Raw genomic sequence first — 14,322 nt, 5'->3', positions numbered from 1 at the left:
CCATCCAGTGGGATGGTGGAGGGTGCGATGCTGCCGGCGATCGAGAACGTGAAGCCCGTGCCACGGCCGGCCGACAGCGAGAAGATCACGATCAATCTCGGCTTCGTCGACCTCGGCCATATCGACCTTCTCGTCGCCGAGGGGCTCTACGCCAACCGCACGGATTTCATCCGCACGGCGATCCGCAACCAGGCGGAACGGCATGCGGATGTCACGCGCCAGTCCGTGGCCCGCAAGCGGGTCGAACTGGGCCTCTGCCGTTACGACCGCCCGACCCTCGAGGCCGCCCGCGATTCCGGCCGCAGGCTGCACATCCGCGTCCTCGGCCTCGCCACCATCGCCGCGGACGTCACGCCCGACCTCGCACGGGCGGCCATCGCCTCGATTGAGGTGCTCGGAAGCCTTCACGCCGATCCGGCCGTGAAGGCCGCACTCAGCGACCGCCTACTCTGAATCCATCCCGGTCCCTTCGGACTGCCAGGAGACCCGCCCCATGACCGATCACACCCAGCGGATGCAGGCGCGTCTCGCCGAGATGCTGGAGGCGACCCGGCTCACCGGCACCGGGCGGCTTCAGGACGCGACCACCCTAATCCAGCGCAGCCTCTCAGGGATCGTGCCCTCGCCGGCGGCGCGGGCGCCGGCCGCGAAAACGCTTTCCCCCCCGACCATCGACCTCGTCGCCGAGCGGGTGGAGACTCGCCCCGCCGCGGAATCCGCCTCCGTCACCGAGGCGCGGCTCGTGCCTGAGCGGGTCCGCGAGGCTGTGGAAGGCGTGGTGCGCGGCCTCGGCCGCGGCGTCGCCCCCGTCCTGAAGGGACTCGGTGGCCAGGGCCTCGGGCTTCAGGGTCTCGGGCTCGAGGGTCTTGGCGGGCAGGGCCGCAACGCCTTCCCCGATGCGCCGCGATCCTCAGGTCGCGGCGAGCCGGGCGAGTTCCTGGAGCTGAGCTTCTCCGGCAGCACCGGCGCCCGCGACTACAAGCTCTACGTTCCGACCGGACGGCGCGAGAACATGCCCCTCGTCGTGATGCTGCACGGCTGCAAGCAATCGCCCGACGATTTCGCCGCTGGCACCGCCATGAACGCGCTGGCCGAATCCGAAGGGTTCCTCGTCGCCTATCCGGCCCAGTCGAGCCGCGCCAACGGGCACCGCTGCTGGAACTGGTTCGAGGCCGGAGACCAGGGCCGCGAGACCGGGGAGGCCGGGATCATCGCCGGAATCACCCGGGCGGTCGTCGCCGAGCACCCGGTCGATCCCAAGCGCGTCTACATCGCCGGCCTCTCCGCCGGCGCGGCGGCGGCGGCCAACGTGGCCCAGGCCTATCCCGACCTCTATGCCGCCGTCGGCATCCATTCGGGCCTGGCCGCCGGCTGCGCCCGCGACCTCTCCTCCGCCCTCATGGCCATGAACATGGGCGCGCCGGGAACGGGCCTATCGGGTGGGTTCGGCGCGCCCGTCGAGGGGTTGGGCATCCCCGCGATCGTCATCCACGGCGACGGCGACAAGACCGTCAACCCGCGCAACGGCGAGGAGGTGCTCGCCCAGGCCGGCGCCGACGGGCCGCGACTGCGGCAGGCGACCGAATCCGGTACCAGCCCCGGCGGCCTCGCCTATAGCCGGACGCGCTACAGCGACGAGGCCGGCCGCGCCCGCATCGAGAGCTGGCTCGTCCACGGCCTCGGCCACGCCTGGTCGGGGGGCGACCCTTCCGGCAGCTACACCGATCCGCGCGGGCCCGACGCCTCGCGGGCGATGCTCGCCTTCTTCCTCGAGCACAGCCTCGCGGCGGGCCGGGCCTGACGCCTCAGCCGACGGCCACGTTGTCGATGAGCCGCGTGCGGCCGAGATAGGCGGCCGCCAGCACCCGCGCCGGCCTCTCCACCCGCTCCACGGGCTGCAGGGTCTCGGCGTCGCGCACCTCCAGGTACTGCACGGGTGCGAAGCCCGCATGCTCCAGCGCGGCCCGCCCCTCCGCCACGAGGGGTGTGGCGGCCTCGCCCCGGCGCAGACCCTCGGCGACGTCCCTCAGCACGGCGTGCAGGCGAGGCGCGCGGGCGCGCTCGTCCTCGTCGAGGTAGCGGTTGCGCGAGGACAGGGCGAGGCCGTCCGCCTCGCGCAGGGTCGGCACGCCGCGGATCTCGACGCCCAATTCAAGGTCGCGCACGGCGCGGCGGATGACCTGAAGCTGCTGGAAGTCCTTCTCCCCGAACAGCGCGACGTCCGGGCCGACCTGGTTCAGGAGCTTCGTCACCACCGTGGCGACGCCCGAGAAATGCCCGGGCCGGAAGGCGCCGCAGAGACCCTCGCTCAGGCCCGCCACCTGCAGGCTCGTGGAGAAGCCCTCCGGATACATCGCCTCGGCCGAGGGCGCGTAGGCGGCGTCGACCCGCGCCTGCCCGAGCAGTTCGAGGTCGCGCGCCAGGTCGCGCGGATACCGGGAGAAGTCCTCGTTCGGACCGAATTGCGTCGGGTTGACGAAGATCGAGGCGATCACCCGCTCTCCCAGCCTGCTTGCCTCCTCCATGAGGGCGAGATGGCCCGCATGCAGGGCGCCCATGGTCGGGACGAGCACGATCCGCGCCCCTTGCGCCCGCCAATGGGCGACCTGCGCCCGCAGGGGCGCGACGGCGTCGAAGCGGAGGGGGAGGTCGGGATCGGGCAAGGGTGGTCTCAGGATGTGACGGCGCCGGTCACCTAATCACGCCGGCTTCCCAACGCCATCCCTCGCGCGTTCGGTCCGCCTACGGGCAGTAGCGCAGCAGCGGGCGCCCGAACGGGTCGTCCACCCCGAGCGGCGGGGTGAGGCCGTAATAGCTGGGCTTGCCGAGGCCGTAGGTCGATCCGACGTAGCTCGGATCGTCCGGCGCGTTGGTCGGCACCGGGGCGCGGCGCGGGATGCAGCCGGCGACGCGCCGCCGAAGGGGCACCACGGCCACGACGTCCCGGTCGCCGTCCTCGCGGGGGAAGTAGCGGGGCAGGGGCGGGAGCACCTCGACCGCGGTCTCGCCGCGGCTCCAATCCTCGCGCAGGTCCACGGCGGCGAGCGGCCCGGCCGCGAGGATGCCCGCCAGGAAGAGCCCGGCCGCGAGCAGGCCGAAGCGGACCCGCCGCACCTTCCTGTCCTCGCGACCCATCGCCTGCCTCCACCACGCAGGGCCGACCCTCGCAGCTCATGGTGAACCAATCGTTAGAGGAGCCCCTTCACTCATCCTCGTGGGCGACCAAAATCCGTTTGTCATTCCGGGGCTGCGCAGCAGAGCCCGAAACCCAGAGCCGCCAACCCAGCAAGCTGAAGAACCACCTGAGGTTCTGGGTTCCGGGCTCACCTTTGGTGCCCCGGAATGACAAAGGTGCGCCACTTCCGGTTCGTCCACGCCGCCGCTCGCCACGATCCGGAACTCCTAGCGCGTGCCCCGCCCGTCGAGGGCGGCGAGGCGATCCTCGACCGGCGCGGAGATCCGTCCCCTGATCGGCCGCGAGAGGGCGCGAGCGAGGCCGGCGAGGTCCGGCGGCGCGGCTCCTCCGGTTCCGTAGACAGCTCGGTCCAGCGCGTCGAGGCCGGCCGCGATGGCTGGATCGGCGCGCCAGGCCCTCGCGAGCTCGGGCTCCGCCTGCATCGCGCCGCCCAGCACGGACCGGAACGCGGTCGCGTCGCCCTCCCTGGCAGCGCGGGCCAGGGCCTGCCGGACCGGGCGGTCGAGGCACAGGCGCGGCGGGCGGCTCCCCCCCGTGCCGAGGCCGATCAGCACCAACCCGAGGCCGAAGGCCGCCAGCCCCGCCACCGCGACGATGGCCGGCGAGGCCGGATCGAGGGGCCGCAGGTCCGTGTCCCGGTCGGGCAGGCCGCCGCCGATCTGCCGGGCCGGGATCTCGGCCTCGCGCATGGTGCGCGTGTCCGTGTCGAACCAGGGGATCATGATGGCGTCGAGCGGGATGACGTCGGCGATGGCCGGCCGCACGTCCCATTGGTAGGTCGCCCGCGCCACCGGCCCTCCTGGCGTGAGGATGGTCTCGCGGGTGACGGGACCGGCGAAGGTGAGGATGCCGCGCGTGCGCATGACGGGCCGGGGCGGCAGGCCCTCGGCGATCATGCCCTTGGCCTCGATCGTGACGATCCGCCGGGCCGATTCCCCGATCTTCAGGGTCTCTGGCTCGGGACTCCAGGAATCGGTGATGGTCACGTCCGCCGCGGGCAGCCACCAGGGGTCCTTCGCGTCGGGGCCGCCCGTCGGCTTGGTCCAGCTGGCGACGGGCAGGCTGATCGGCGGCGAGCGCACGTCGACCACGGTGCGGGTCCCCGCATCGTTGATCGTCAGGCGGTGGATGAAGGGTTCGATGGTGAAGTCGCCCGGGCGGTGGGGGAAGACCGCGACCACGCGCTCGAAGGCGATGGCCGTCTGGCCGTCGGGCAGGCGGGTCTTCGACCAGAGGTCGCGCCCGAGCTGCGTCCAGCTGAAATTCGCCAGCGAGGGCTGGATGACCTCCTCCAAGAGGATCGGCGGGCGGTAGACCCCGCGGATGCGCAAGAGCACCATCTCGCGAGAGAAGGGCGAGGCGTTGCCGTTGAGCTCGGGAGTGACGGTCAGGGCGAGGTCGCCGGGCTCGACCGCACGGGCGGGGAGGGTGAGGAGAGCCGTTAGGATGAACAGGACGATGCGCACAATGCGCATTCCTTCCCACCCACTGTCCCTTGTCATTCCGGGGCGCCCCCCGGATCTGGCCTTCGGCCAGTCCAAGGACAGGCTCCGGCGAGCCCGGAACCCAGAACCGCCGACGCGGCAAGCTGGAGCACGACCTGCGGCTCTGGGTCCCGGGCTCTGCTGCGCGGCCCCGGGATGACAAGTGTAGGCGCAAGAGGGCCATCGTGCGATGGCCATCGCCAGATCCGTGACTCCGCTGGCTTCGATCGGATGGAGGAGAGGGCGGGCGGCGCCGCTCACCCCCCTCACCACGGGTTGCTCCCCGCCGGCATCGCCGTGCCGGCCTCGACGCGGGCGGCGTGCTCGGCCTTGATGCGCAGCTTGAGATAGCGGCCCGGATCGTCGGGCAGGGTCTGGAGCCAGAGCCGGTCCGGCCGGACCTCGTGGGCCTCGAAGCTCTTCGTCACCCGGCGGACCTCCTTCTCGGGCGCGGCCGCCACCATGGCCGAACCGGCACCCGTGCGCCCGCGCCCGGCGGCGTCGCTCGCCGAGCCCCTGGCCTCGCCCTTGCCGGAATCGATGCTCTGCTGCTCGGTCTTGCCCCGTCGCGCGACCTTGCTGTTGCCGGGAAGCGAGGCGCTCGATCCCGCCTCCTTGTTGCCGGCCAGGCCCTCGCCGCTCGAACTCGCCTTGGCCTCGTCGTCCGGGTCCTTGTTCGAGGTCTTGTCGTAGCGGTTGCCGGTGACCGCCACGGCGTTGGCGATGCCGCCGCCCTTGCCCGGATCGTCCGGCCCCTCCGCGATCAGCTTAGCGACGAGGGAGCGGTTGGCCTGCGCGTCGGCGTCGCGGGGGTTGTAGCTCAGCGCCGCGTCGTAGGCGTCGAGCGCGCCCTGCAGGTCGCCGGATTTCGCGAGCGCGTTGCCGAGATTGTAGGCGTTGCGCTTGCCGCCCTCGCGGAACAGCGCGACCGCCTCCCCGTAGCGCCCGGCCTGGTAGAGGGCGGGGCCGCGCCAGGCCGGATCGGTCAGCACGTGGACGGCGATGCCGGGCAGGCCGATCGCCATCAGCCCGCGGCCGAGCGCCGTGCGCGGCTGCGAGACGAAGGCGAGGCCGAGGATCGCCGCGCCCACGAGGACGAGGCCTGCGACGCGGGCGGCGACGTCCCAGCGGCGCGGGAGCGGGATCGCGAGGGGCAGGACCGAGGCGGCCATCAGGCGTTCCTCATCAGGCGCTTCTGCGGAAGAGGACGAGGGCGGGGAGGAGGGCGAGCAGGATCAGCCAGCGCCCGGCATCGACGAAGGCCAGCACCGTGTAGCCGCCCGCGGCGAGGTGCTGGGCCGTGCTGGCCCCGACCCGGTCGAGCACGGCGCCGGGCGCGCCGAGATCGGCCGTGACGCCGGCGCCGGTGCTCGCGAGCCGCTCGAGCGCGGTGCGGTCGGGCCGCGGCGCATCCTTGGGCAGGGCGGTGCCGGCCGGCACGAAGACCGCGTGCAGGTGCCAGCCCCGGTCGCGGATGGCGGCGGCCTCCCGGGTCGCCGCCTCGCCGATCCCGTCCCCGTCGCTGATCAGCACCACGTCTCCGGCGATGACGCCGGCCTCGCCAAGCGTGCGGCGGGCGAGCGCCAGGCCCCGCTCGGGATGGCTGCCGCGGTCCGGGATCACGTCGCCGTCGAGCGCGAAGAGCGTGGAGCCCAGCGCGTCGCGGTCGGTGGTGGGCGGCACGGCGAGATAGGCGTCGCCCGCATAGATCACCACGGCGACGCTGCGGGTGCCCGCGGCCTCCGCGACGCCCTGCGCAAGCTGGCGGGCGTCCTTGAGGCGTCCGCCCTCCGCGATGGAGCGCGAGAGGTCGAGGACGACCACCGTCGCGTCGAGGTTGCGGAAGGTCTTGGCGTCCGGGCGCTCGAAGGCCGGCCCCGTGAGCGCCAGCGCGATCAGCCCGGCGGTCGCGGCCGCGATCAGGTTCGCCTGGCGGCGCCCGCCGAGCACCGCCCCGCGCCGGCTGAGCAGGTTCATCAGGGCGGGGTCGACGGCCCGCGTCCAGTCGCCGAGCGGCGCCGAGCGCCAGGCCGCCCGCAGCGCCAGCAGGGCGATGATCGGCAGGGCCGCGATCCACCAGGGCCGCAACAGGGCGAAGGCGTCGAGCCCGCTCATGTCGCGCGCCTCGCCGCCAGGAGCGCCGCCGCGCACAGGAGAGCCAGGGTCGCGGGCCAGGGCCAGAGGTCGCGGCGGAGCGGCACGGGCGGGGCCTTGGCCCGGCCGCCCTCGAGCTCGTCGATGGATTCGGCCACCGCGATGAGGTCGTTGGTGGTCTTGACCCGGAAGGCCTTGCCGCCGGTGATCGTCGCGATGTCGCGCAGGGCCTCGACGTCGACCACGTCCTGCTCGCCGTCGGCATTGGCGAGATCGCGGGGACCGAGCGCGATCGTGTAGACCTTGATGCCGAGTTCGCGGGCGAGCGCCGCCACGTCGCGGGGCACCGTCTGGCCGGCATTGTTGGCGCCGTCGGAGAGGAGGATCGCCACCTTCGAATTCCCCGGCGGAGTGCCCTCGCCCTCCCCCTTGCCTTCGCCCTCCGGTGCGGCCAGCCGCTTCAGGGCGAGGCCGAGCCCGTCGCCGATCCCCGTCGAGCGCCCGACGAGGCCGATCTGCGCGTCCTCCAGCGCCCGCGCGACGGTGGCGGTGTCGAAGCTCGGGCTCGCCGAGACGAAGGATTCGTTGGCGAAGATGACGAGCCCGATGCGGTCGCCGGCCCGGCGCCGGATGAAGTCGGCGCCCACCCGCTTGACCGCCGCGAGGCGCGACACCGTCTCGCCGTCGAGGGAGAAGTCGCGCCGCTCCATGCTGCCGGAGAGGTCCATCGCGATCATGATCTCCCGGCCCGAGGCCGGCAGGGCGGTGGCGGGCAGGACGAGGCGGGGCCCGGCGAGCGCCACGACGAGGGCGGCCCAGAGGGTCCAGATCAGCAGGGTCCGGGCGCGGCCGCGCGCCGCCACGCTCTCGCCCCGCGCCGCCGCCGCGACGAGGGAATGCGGCACCTTCAGCGCCCCGCTTCCCCCCGCTGCCTCCGCCGGCATCAGGCGGGCGGCGAGGAGCGGCAGCGGCAGGAGCAGCAGGGCGAGCGGGCTCGCGAGGTCGAAGGCGGAGAGGAAGGCGGTGAGCTGGCTAAGCATGCCGTCGGGCTCCGATCCGGGCGAACAAGCGCCCGAGCTCGGCGTCGATGGCGGCCGGGTCGGCCGTCTCCCTCCGGTAGAGCCCGTCGGTCAGCACGCGGCCCGCGCCCTTCGTGAAGAACTCGGTCCGGAACAGCCCGTCGAGCAGCCCGGCCCAGTCCCGCCCCCGCGCGTCGGCGGTCGCGTCGCCTGCCAGCGTGCGCGCGAGGCGGCGCAGGAGGCGGGCCTGGGCGACGAGGCGGGCCTCCGGGTCGAGGTCACGGGTGGCGGCGAGTTCCCGCAAAGCCGCGCGGCGGACGGTCCGGCGCGCCCGCAGGCGGAGGTAGCGGACGAGCCCGACCAGCAGGGCTGCCGCGAAGCCCAGCGCGATGGCGAGCACGACCTCGCCCCGGAGCGCCCCGCCGGCATCGGCCGGCAGGTGCAGGCCGCGAAGGTTGTCGAGGGCGGCGGCGAGCTCGGGGTTCATGGTACGATGCCTCTCCTCCCCCTTGCGGGGAGGAGTTGGAGGTGGGGGTGGTTCCGCCGGCCTCGACACAGGGTCGCCCAGCCACCCCCACCCCTGACCCCTCCCCACAAGGGGGAGGGGAAAATGCTCACCTCACAGCACCGCATCGAGCCGCTCCATCAGGGGCGCGTAGCTCTCCGGGCCGGCCTCCACGTCGAGGCGCAGGCCCTCGACGCCGCGGCGGGCGTAGTCGGCGAGACGCTCGTCCAGCGGCGCCGCGCCGGCGCCGGCGCTTCGGCCCGCCCGCACGGTGCCGCGCCGGCCGTCGGGGGTGGCGAAGGGGTAGAAACCGGGCGGCCGGGCCCGCTCGAAGGCGTCGCTAACGAGCAGCAGCCGGATCGACAGGCGCTCGGCCAGAATCGTCAGCAGGGACTCGAAATCGGGGCCGGGCGCGTCGAGCGCACTGGCGATGACGAGATGCCCGCCAGAGGGCAGCAGGCTCTGCGCCAGGGTGAGGAGGGACCCGAGCGGCGGGTCCTCGCCCGCCGCCGCGGCGAGCGCCTCCCCGTGGGCGTGGGCGAGCGCCCCGGTCACCGCGGTCATCGCCCGCTCGCCGCCTCCCGGCCGCACCACGACGGGGCCGCCGGGCGTCGCCGCCACGAGCCCGACCCGGCCGCCGTCGCCGACGATGCGCCAGCCGAGCAGCACCAGCGCCTCGGCGGCCGCCACGGAGCGCAGGGCGCGGCGCGTGCCGAACAGCATCGAAGGCCGGAAATCGGCGAGCAGCACCACGGCGCGGTCGCGCTCGTCATGGTGGGTGCGCACGTGCAGTACCCCTGTGCGCGCGGTGGCGTTGCGGTCGATATGGCGGCGGTCGTCCCCCTCTGACCAGAGCCGGACGTCGTCAGGCTCCGAGCCGCGCCCGCGCCGCCGCGTCACGATCCCGCCGGGCAGGCCCGCGATGGTCCGCGTCGCCGGGGAGACCCCGCGCCGGGCGAGGTGGCGCAACCCCATCAGCGCCTCGCCCGACAGGTGGATGCCGGGATGCAGGTCGGAGGCGGGGGTGGCCGTGCCGGTCATGGCCGTGACCGTGGCAGTGCGGATTTCGGGATCGCTGCTCCCTTCGCGCCAACCACTGTCATTCCGGGGCTGCGTAGCAGAACCCGGAATCCATAACCGCTGACCTGGCAGGCTGGAGCGCTGTTGGCGGTTATGGACTCCGGGTTCGCCTGCGGCGCCCCGGAATGACAGTGGTTGGTGAGGAAGCGGTCGCTTCCAGAAAGGGTTCGTGGGGCGCGTGACCGCTCAAGCCCGAGAAGGGCGAAGAGAGGTCCCGCGCCTGCACCTCTCGCGGCCACCCTCAGAGCGCCCGCACCCGCTGGACGAGGCCGCGGATGATTTTTCGCGAGGTCTGTCCTTCGGCCGCCGCCCGCCAGGTCAGCCCGATGCGGTGGGCCAGCGCGTCGGCGGCCAGCTCCGAGACGTCCTCGGGGATGACGTGGTCGCGCCCGTGGAGATAGGCCCGCGCCTTGCCCGCGAGCATCAGGGCCAGCGTGCCGCGGGGCGAGGCCGGATGCTCGATCGCCGCGCGAAGGTCCGGCGCGGCCGCATCCGTGCGCGTGCCTGCCACGAGCCGCACGAGATAATCCTTCAGCGCGGGCGAGACATAGACGTTCAGCGCCGCCTCGCGGGCGGCCCGGATCTCGTCCACCGAAAGCGTCACCGGCATCGCCTCGGCATGATGGTTCAGCTCGCCCTCGACGAGGTCGAGGATGCGCCGCTCCGAGGCCTCGTCGGGCATCTCGACCACGACGTGGAGGAGGAACCGGTCGAGCTGCGCCTCGGGCAGGGGGAAGGTGCCGGCGTGCTCGATCGGGTTCTGCGTCGCGACCACCATGAAGGGATCGGGCAGGGGGTGGGTGTGGCCGGCCACCGTGATCTGGCCCTCGGCCATGGATTCGAGCAGGGCCGACTGCACTTTGGGCGGCGCGCGGTTGACCTCGTCGACGAGGATCAGCGAGTGGAACAGGGGACCGGGCAGGAACTCGAAGGTGCCGGAATCCTGGCGCCAGACCGTGGTGCCGGTGAGATCGGCCGGCATCAGGTCGGGGGTGCACTGGACGCGGGCGAAGGAGCCGTCGAGCCCGTCCGACAGGCGCTTGACGGCGCGGGTCTTGGCCAGGCCCGGGGCGCCCTCGATGAGGAGATGGCCGCCCGTCAGCAGGCCGATCAGGAGGCGCTCGACGAGGCCCTGGCAGCCGATCAGCCCGTGCTCCAGGCCGTCGCGCAGGGCCAGCACCCGGGCGCGCAGGGCGTCGTCGGCCGGCTTCGCGGCGGCCGGGCGATCGGTAAGGACGGAGCCGCTCAACGGCGCGGCCCGAGCGGGGTCTTCGCGGCAGCGATATCCTGCAGCATGCGCGTCTCCTCAGGGCGGGTTCTTAAGCGACCCACAGGATGTTCGGTGTGCCCCTTGCCCGGGGCGCCCGTCAATCCCGTTGCGCGCGATCAAATCTGTGCGGGTGGACGCAGCCGCGCCGGTACTGCCTGCGGCGTCGCCCGGCGCTATATCGCCGGATCGCCGCCCCCTGCGGGACCTGGAGCCGATCATGACGAGCGACCTGTTTCCGGGCTTTGCCGCCCGCTGGATCGACATTCCGGCCGGCCGCTACTTCGCCCGGGTCGGTGGCCCGGAGGAGGGGCCGCCGCTCCTTCTCCTGCACGGCTTCCCGCAGACCCATGCCTGCTGGCACCGGATCGCCCCCGCGCTCGCCGAGACGCATCGGGTGGTCTGCCTGGACCTCAAGGGCTACGGCTGGTCGCAGGCACCGCGGGGCGACGCGGCCCATGAGGCTTACGCGAAGCGCACCCTCGCCCGTGAGGTCGTGGCGATCATGGAGAGCCTGGGCCACGTCAATTTCGCGGTCGCCGGTCACGATCGCGGCGCCCGCGTCGGCTACCGTCTGGCGCTGGACGAGCCGGGCCGGGTCGCGCGGCTCGCCCTTCTCGATATCGTGCCGACCCTGGTGCAGTGGGAGCGGATCGAGGGGCCGCCGCGCAAGACCTCGCACTGGGATTTCCTGGCTGGCGCGGGAGCGGAAGCCGAGATCGGGCGCGATCCGATCGCCTATTTCGAGGGCCTGCTGCGCGCCTGGAGCGGGACGGGCGACCTGGCGGCCTTCGCACCCGCCGCCCTCCACCTCTACCGCCAGAACTGGAACGTGCCCGAGCGCATCCACGCCTTCTGCGAGGATTACCGCGCCGGCGCGACCCGCGACCGCGAGGCCGACGCGACGGCCCTCGCCGAGGGCCGGCGGATCACCTGTCCAACCCTGATCCTTGCCGCGAGCAACTATCTCGATCGCAGCCGGGAAACGCCGCTGCAAGCCTGGCAGCGCACCTTCGCGCCGGACGCCGTCGCCGTGGACGTGGCGTCGGGTCATTTCCCCGCCGAGCAGAACCCAGCCGACACGCTGGAAGCGCTGAGAGGCTTCCTCGCGGCCTGATCCCGTCTCAGAAACGGCTCAGGTGAGTGTGCTTGAAGGCGTCGGGGTATTTCAGGCCGTAGCCGACAGTCCGGTCCATGCCGATATGCGCCGCCCAGATCGCGGCGAGCGGTAGCAGGGCCGGGATCGCGACGCCGGCGGCCGCCAGGAGGGCGGGCGCGGCGTAGGTGTGGGCCAGGTTGTAGCTCGTCGCGCCGATCCTCAGATTGATCAGGTAGCCGAGCATGCTGATGTCCGGCAGCAGCAAGAGGCCGGCGAACAGCCACCAGGACGACCCGAGCTGCCCGTAGGCGAACACCGCGCCGGCGAGCGCGGCGGCGCCCTCGATTCGCAGCAGCAAACCCGGCATGCGGCCGACCGCACCATCCGTCATGGTTCGTCTCTCCACCACCTCCCGACCGCCGGATGCAAGTATCGCGCGGTCAAGCTTCTGTCATGAGCCCGCGTCATGGACGGCCGATGACAGGATTTCTCGCCCCGCCCCTCCCTGAGACCGCCAACTCGGCGATCAGCCTGCTCGTCGCCTTCGTGCTGGGCACCCTGATCGGGGCGGAGCGACAGTACCGCCAGCACGCGGCGGGCCTGCGCACCAACGTGCTCGTGGCGCTCGGGGCCGCGGCCTTCGTCGATCTCAGAATGCGGCTCGAGGGCGCGCGGGGTGCGGTCGGAACCGTCGCCTACGTCATCTCGGGCGTCGGCTTCCTCGGGGCCGGTGTGATCATGAAGGAGGGCATGAACGTGCGCGGCCTCAACACCGCCGCCACGCTCTGGTGCTCGGCGGCGGTCGGGGCCTTCGCGGGCGCCGATCTGCCGGTGCAGGCCGTGCTTGTCACCGCTGCGGTGCTTGCCGGCAACACCCTGCTCCGGCCGCTCGTCAACGCCATCAACCGGGCGCCGATCAGGGGAAGCGCGATCGAGGCAACCTACGAGGTTCAGGTCACGGTGGCGGCCGGGAGTACAGGCCGGGCCCGCGACCTCCTCGTCGAGCGCCTGGAGGCGGCGAGCTATCCCGTTGGCGGCATCGAGGTGGTGGAGAGGGGCGAGGACAGCGTCGAGGTCGTCGCGACCCTCGTTGCGACGGCGGTCGAGGCCGCCGAGCTCGATGCCGTCGCCGCCGCCCTTGAACGCGAGCCCGGCATCACGCATGCGACTTGGTCGGTCCAGACGGCCGATTGAGGTTTTCCGCGTGCATCGTGCACGAATCCCTGTCGGAACCCGTTGCCGACGGGGCCGGGCGCTCGACGTGATTGCGGGGTCGACGAGCGGGAGAACGATGCATGGCCGAGCCGAGGAACGCACTCATTGTGGGGGCCTCGCGCGGCCTTGGGCTCGGCCTGGTCGAGACCTTCCTGCAACGGGGCTGGCGCGTGACCGCGACCCAGCGCTCAGAGGCACGCGGCCTCGCCGCCCTGTCGTCGCCGGCGCTGCAGCTCGAGACCGTCGACATCGACGACGATGCCGCCGTCGCTGCGCTCCACGGCCGGCTGAGCGGCCAACGCTTCGACCTGATCTTCGTCGTCGCCGGCGTCGCGACGCAGGCGCACGCGCCCCTGCACGAGCTCCCTCGCGAGGTGGCGGCGCAGGTCTACCTCACCAATGCGGTGAGCCCGATTCGCTTCGCGGAAACCTTCCTCGACCGTCTCGTCCCCCACGGCACGATCGCCCTGATGACCTCGATCCTCGGCAGCGTCGCCCTCAACGAGGACGGAGGCTGGGAAGCCTACAGGGCGAGCAAGGCCGCGCTCAACACCTATGCCCGCAGCTTCGAGTTCCGCCACCGCGACAGGGGGCTCGGCGTGGTCCTGATGCATCCGGGCTGGGTCCGCACCGACATGGGCGGCGCTGACGCCGATCTCGACGTCGGGACGAGCGTGGCCGGCATGAGCGACGTCATCGAGGCTCGCCTCGGCCAGCCCGGCTGCGTCTATCTCGATTACGCGGGTGCGACGCTGCCGTGGTGAGCGCGGCCTAGCGGCGGCCGTCGAAGGGACGGCCGCGGCGCTCCACGACGAGCGGCGGGCGCGTGCGACGTTCCACGATGACGGTGCGGGGTGCCCGGCTCGTGCCGCCCGTGCTGAGGATGCGCTCGGGCGCCCGCTCCGGCTTCGCCTTGGCGGCGGCCAGCACCTGCGGGCGGACCTCGTCGAGGGGCAGACCGATCAATCCGGCGGCGATCTCGACCTGCTGCTCGACGTCGTCGGCGAGATCCTGCGCCGCGGCCACGGCCTCGGCGATCGTGGGCGGCTCGCGCCGGACCCGGATCGGGGGAAGATCCTGAAGGGATTTCGCAGGCTTCTTCACGGCGCGGCTCGCATTCATCATCGCCCGCAACATAGTCTATCGCGAGCCATGTGTGCAGCGCACCAAACGCAGGCGACCATGGTTGACGACGCGCAGCATTGGGTTTGGCATGATTTGGCGGCACGCTGCGCTGCGAAGCCGCTAGCTCCGGTGTCAAATGACGGCGAATTAGGCAGCCGAATGCGTCGCGATGCCGCGGCGCTGAAGGCGCCGGCGCAAGCGGGCGATTGCCGTCTCTCGTGCCGAGGCGGATAATCCA

The 14,322-nt window shown here is 72.7% G+C and carries 16 protein-coding genes; 5 read left to right on the top strand and 11 right to left on the bottom strand.

Features of this window, described 5'->3' with window-relative positions; all coding sequences use genetic code 11:
• Positions 1 to 27 precede the first annotated feature (27 nt).
• Together MFF55_RS05470 and MFF55_RS05465 are read left to right on the top strand one after the other, a co-directional pair.
• Positions 28 to 453, top strand: coding sequence for a ribbon-helix-helix domain-containing protein (locus MFF55_RS05470; RefSeq protein ID WP_238243070.1), 426 nt, complete (start codon positions 28 to 30; stop codon positions 451 to 453).
• 40 nt (positions 454 to 493) lie between these two features.
• Positions 494 to 1,801 (top strand): extracellular catalytic domain type 1 short-chain-length polyhydroxyalkanoate depolymerase, encoded by a 1,308-nt coding sequence (locus tag MFF55_RS05465; RefSeq protein ID WP_238243069.1) that lies wholly within the window; start codon positions 494 to 496, stop codon positions 1,799 to 1,801.
• 4 nt (positions 1,802 to 1,805) lie between these two features.
• Here the strand turns inward: MFF55_RS05465 and panC are convergent, their stop codons facing one another.
• From panC to MFF55_RS05420, 9 genes are all read right to left on the bottom strand, one after another.
• Positions 1,806 to 2,663 (bottom strand): pantoate--beta-alanine ligase, encoded by an 858-nt coding sequence (gene panC / locus MFF55_RS05460; protein ID WP_238243068.1) that lies wholly within the window; start codon positions 2,661 to 2,663, stop codon positions 1,806 to 1,808.
• A 79-nt stretch (positions 2,664 to 2,742) separates the two neighbouring features.
• The gene (locus tag MFF55_RS05455; protein WP_238243067.1) at positions 2,743 to 3,135 is read right to left on the bottom strand and encodes a hypothetical protein; all 393 of its coding nucleotides are present in this window, start codon (positions 3,133 to 3,135) and stop codon (positions 2,743 to 2,745) included.
• A gap of 267 nt (positions 3,136 to 3,402) precedes the next feature.
• Positions 3,403 to 4,671: a hypothetical protein gene (locus MFF55_RS05450; RefSeq protein WP_238243066.1), complete on the bottom strand. Its 1,269-nt coding sequence runs from the start codon at positions 4,669 to 4,671 to the stop codon at positions 3,403 to 3,405.
• A 275-nt stretch (positions 4,672 to 4,946) separates the two neighbouring features.
• Positions 4,947 to 5,852, bottom strand: coding sequence for a tetratricopeptide repeat protein (locus tag MFF55_RS05445; protein WP_238243065.1), 906 nt, complete (start codon positions 5,850 to 5,852; stop codon positions 4,947 to 4,949).
• A 13-nt stretch (positions 5,853 to 5,865) separates the two neighbouring features.
• Positions 5,866 to 6,795 carry a vWA domain-containing protein gene (locus MFF55_RS05440; protein ID WP_238243064.1) on the bottom strand — a complete coding sequence of 310 codons (930 nt, stop codon included), beginning with the start codon at positions 6,793 to 6,795 and terminating at the stop codon, positions 5,866 to 5,868.
• Positions 6,792 to 7,814, bottom strand: coding sequence for a VWA domain-containing protein (locus MFF55_RS05435; RefSeq protein WP_238243063.1), 1,023 nt, complete (start codon positions 7,812 to 7,814; stop codon positions 6,792 to 6,794). Before MFF55_RS05435 ends, MFF55_RS05440 begins: the two co-directional genes overlap by 4 nt.
• Entirely contained in the window at positions 7,807 to 8,280 is a 474-nt protein-coding gene (locus MFF55_RS05430; RefSeq protein WP_238243062.1) for a DUF4381 family protein, read from the bottom strand. The genes MFF55_RS05435 and MFF55_RS05430 overlap by 8 nt, the downstream gene beginning before the upstream one ends.
• Positions 8,281 to 8,412: 132 nt before the next feature.
• Positions 8,413 to 9,339, bottom strand: a complete 927-nt coding sequence (locus MFF55_RS05425) for a DUF58 domain-containing protein (protein WP_238243061.1) — start codon at positions 9,337 to 9,339, stop codon at positions 8,413 to 8,415.
• A 280-nt stretch (positions 9,340 to 9,619) separates the two neighbouring features.
• Complete coding sequence (locus tag MFF55_RS05420) at positions 9,620 to 10,627, bottom strand: AAA family ATPase (protein ID WP_238243060.1); 1,008 nt, start codon at positions 10,625 to 10,627, stop codon at positions 9,620 to 9,622.
• Between the two features lie 238 nt (positions 10,628 to 10,865).
• On the opposite strand from MFF55_RS05420, the gene MFF55_RS05415 reads away from it, so the two are divergent.
• Positions 10,866 to 11,762, top strand: coding sequence for an alpha/beta fold hydrolase (locus MFF55_RS05415; protein ID WP_238243059.1), 897 nt, complete (start codon positions 10,866 to 10,868; stop codon positions 11,760 to 11,762).
• A 7-nt stretch (positions 11,763 to 11,769) separates the two neighbouring features.
• Here MFF55_RS05415 and MFF55_RS05410 read toward each other — a convergent pair whose 3' ends face one another.
• Complete coding sequence (locus MFF55_RS05410) at positions 11,770 to 12,135, bottom strand: DUF4260 domain-containing protein (protein ID WP_238243058.1); 366 nt, start codon at positions 12,133 to 12,135, stop codon at positions 11,770 to 11,772.
• A gap of 86 nt (positions 12,136 to 12,221) precedes the next feature.
• Here MFF55_RS05410 and MFF55_RS05405 point away from each other — a divergent pair, with 86 nt between their 5' ends.
• Complete coding sequence (locus tag MFF55_RS05405; protein ID WP_238243057.1) at positions 12,222 to 12,938, top strand: MgtC/SapB family protein; 717 nt, start codon at positions 12,222 to 12,224, stop codon at positions 12,936 to 12,938.
• A 101-nt stretch (positions 12,939 to 13,039) separates the two neighbouring features.
• Positions 13,040 to 13,723 (top strand): SDR family oxidoreductase, encoded by a 684-nt coding sequence (locus MFF55_RS05400; protein ID WP_238243056.1) that lies wholly within the window; start codon positions 13,040 to 13,042, stop codon positions 13,721 to 13,723.
• A gap of 7 nt (positions 13,724 to 13,730) precedes the next feature.
• Here MFF55_RS05400 and MFF55_RS05395 read toward each other — a convergent pair whose 3' ends face one another.
• Positions 13,731 to 14,063, bottom strand: coding sequence for a hypothetical protein (locus MFF55_RS05395; RefSeq protein WP_238243055.1), 333 nt, complete (start codon positions 14,061 to 14,063; stop codon positions 13,731 to 13,733).
• Positions 14,064 to 14,322 lie beyond the last annotated feature (259 nt).

The sequence above is a fragment of the Methylobacterium iners genome, from assembly GCF_022179305.1.
GTDB classification, from domain to species: Bacteria; Pseudomonadota; Alphaproteobacteria; order Rhizobiales; family Beijerinckiaceae; genus Methylobacterium; species Methylobacterium iners.
The sequence above is the reverse complement of the archived record's forward strand: the minus strand, read 5'-3'. Positions and strand labels throughout refer to the sequence as shown.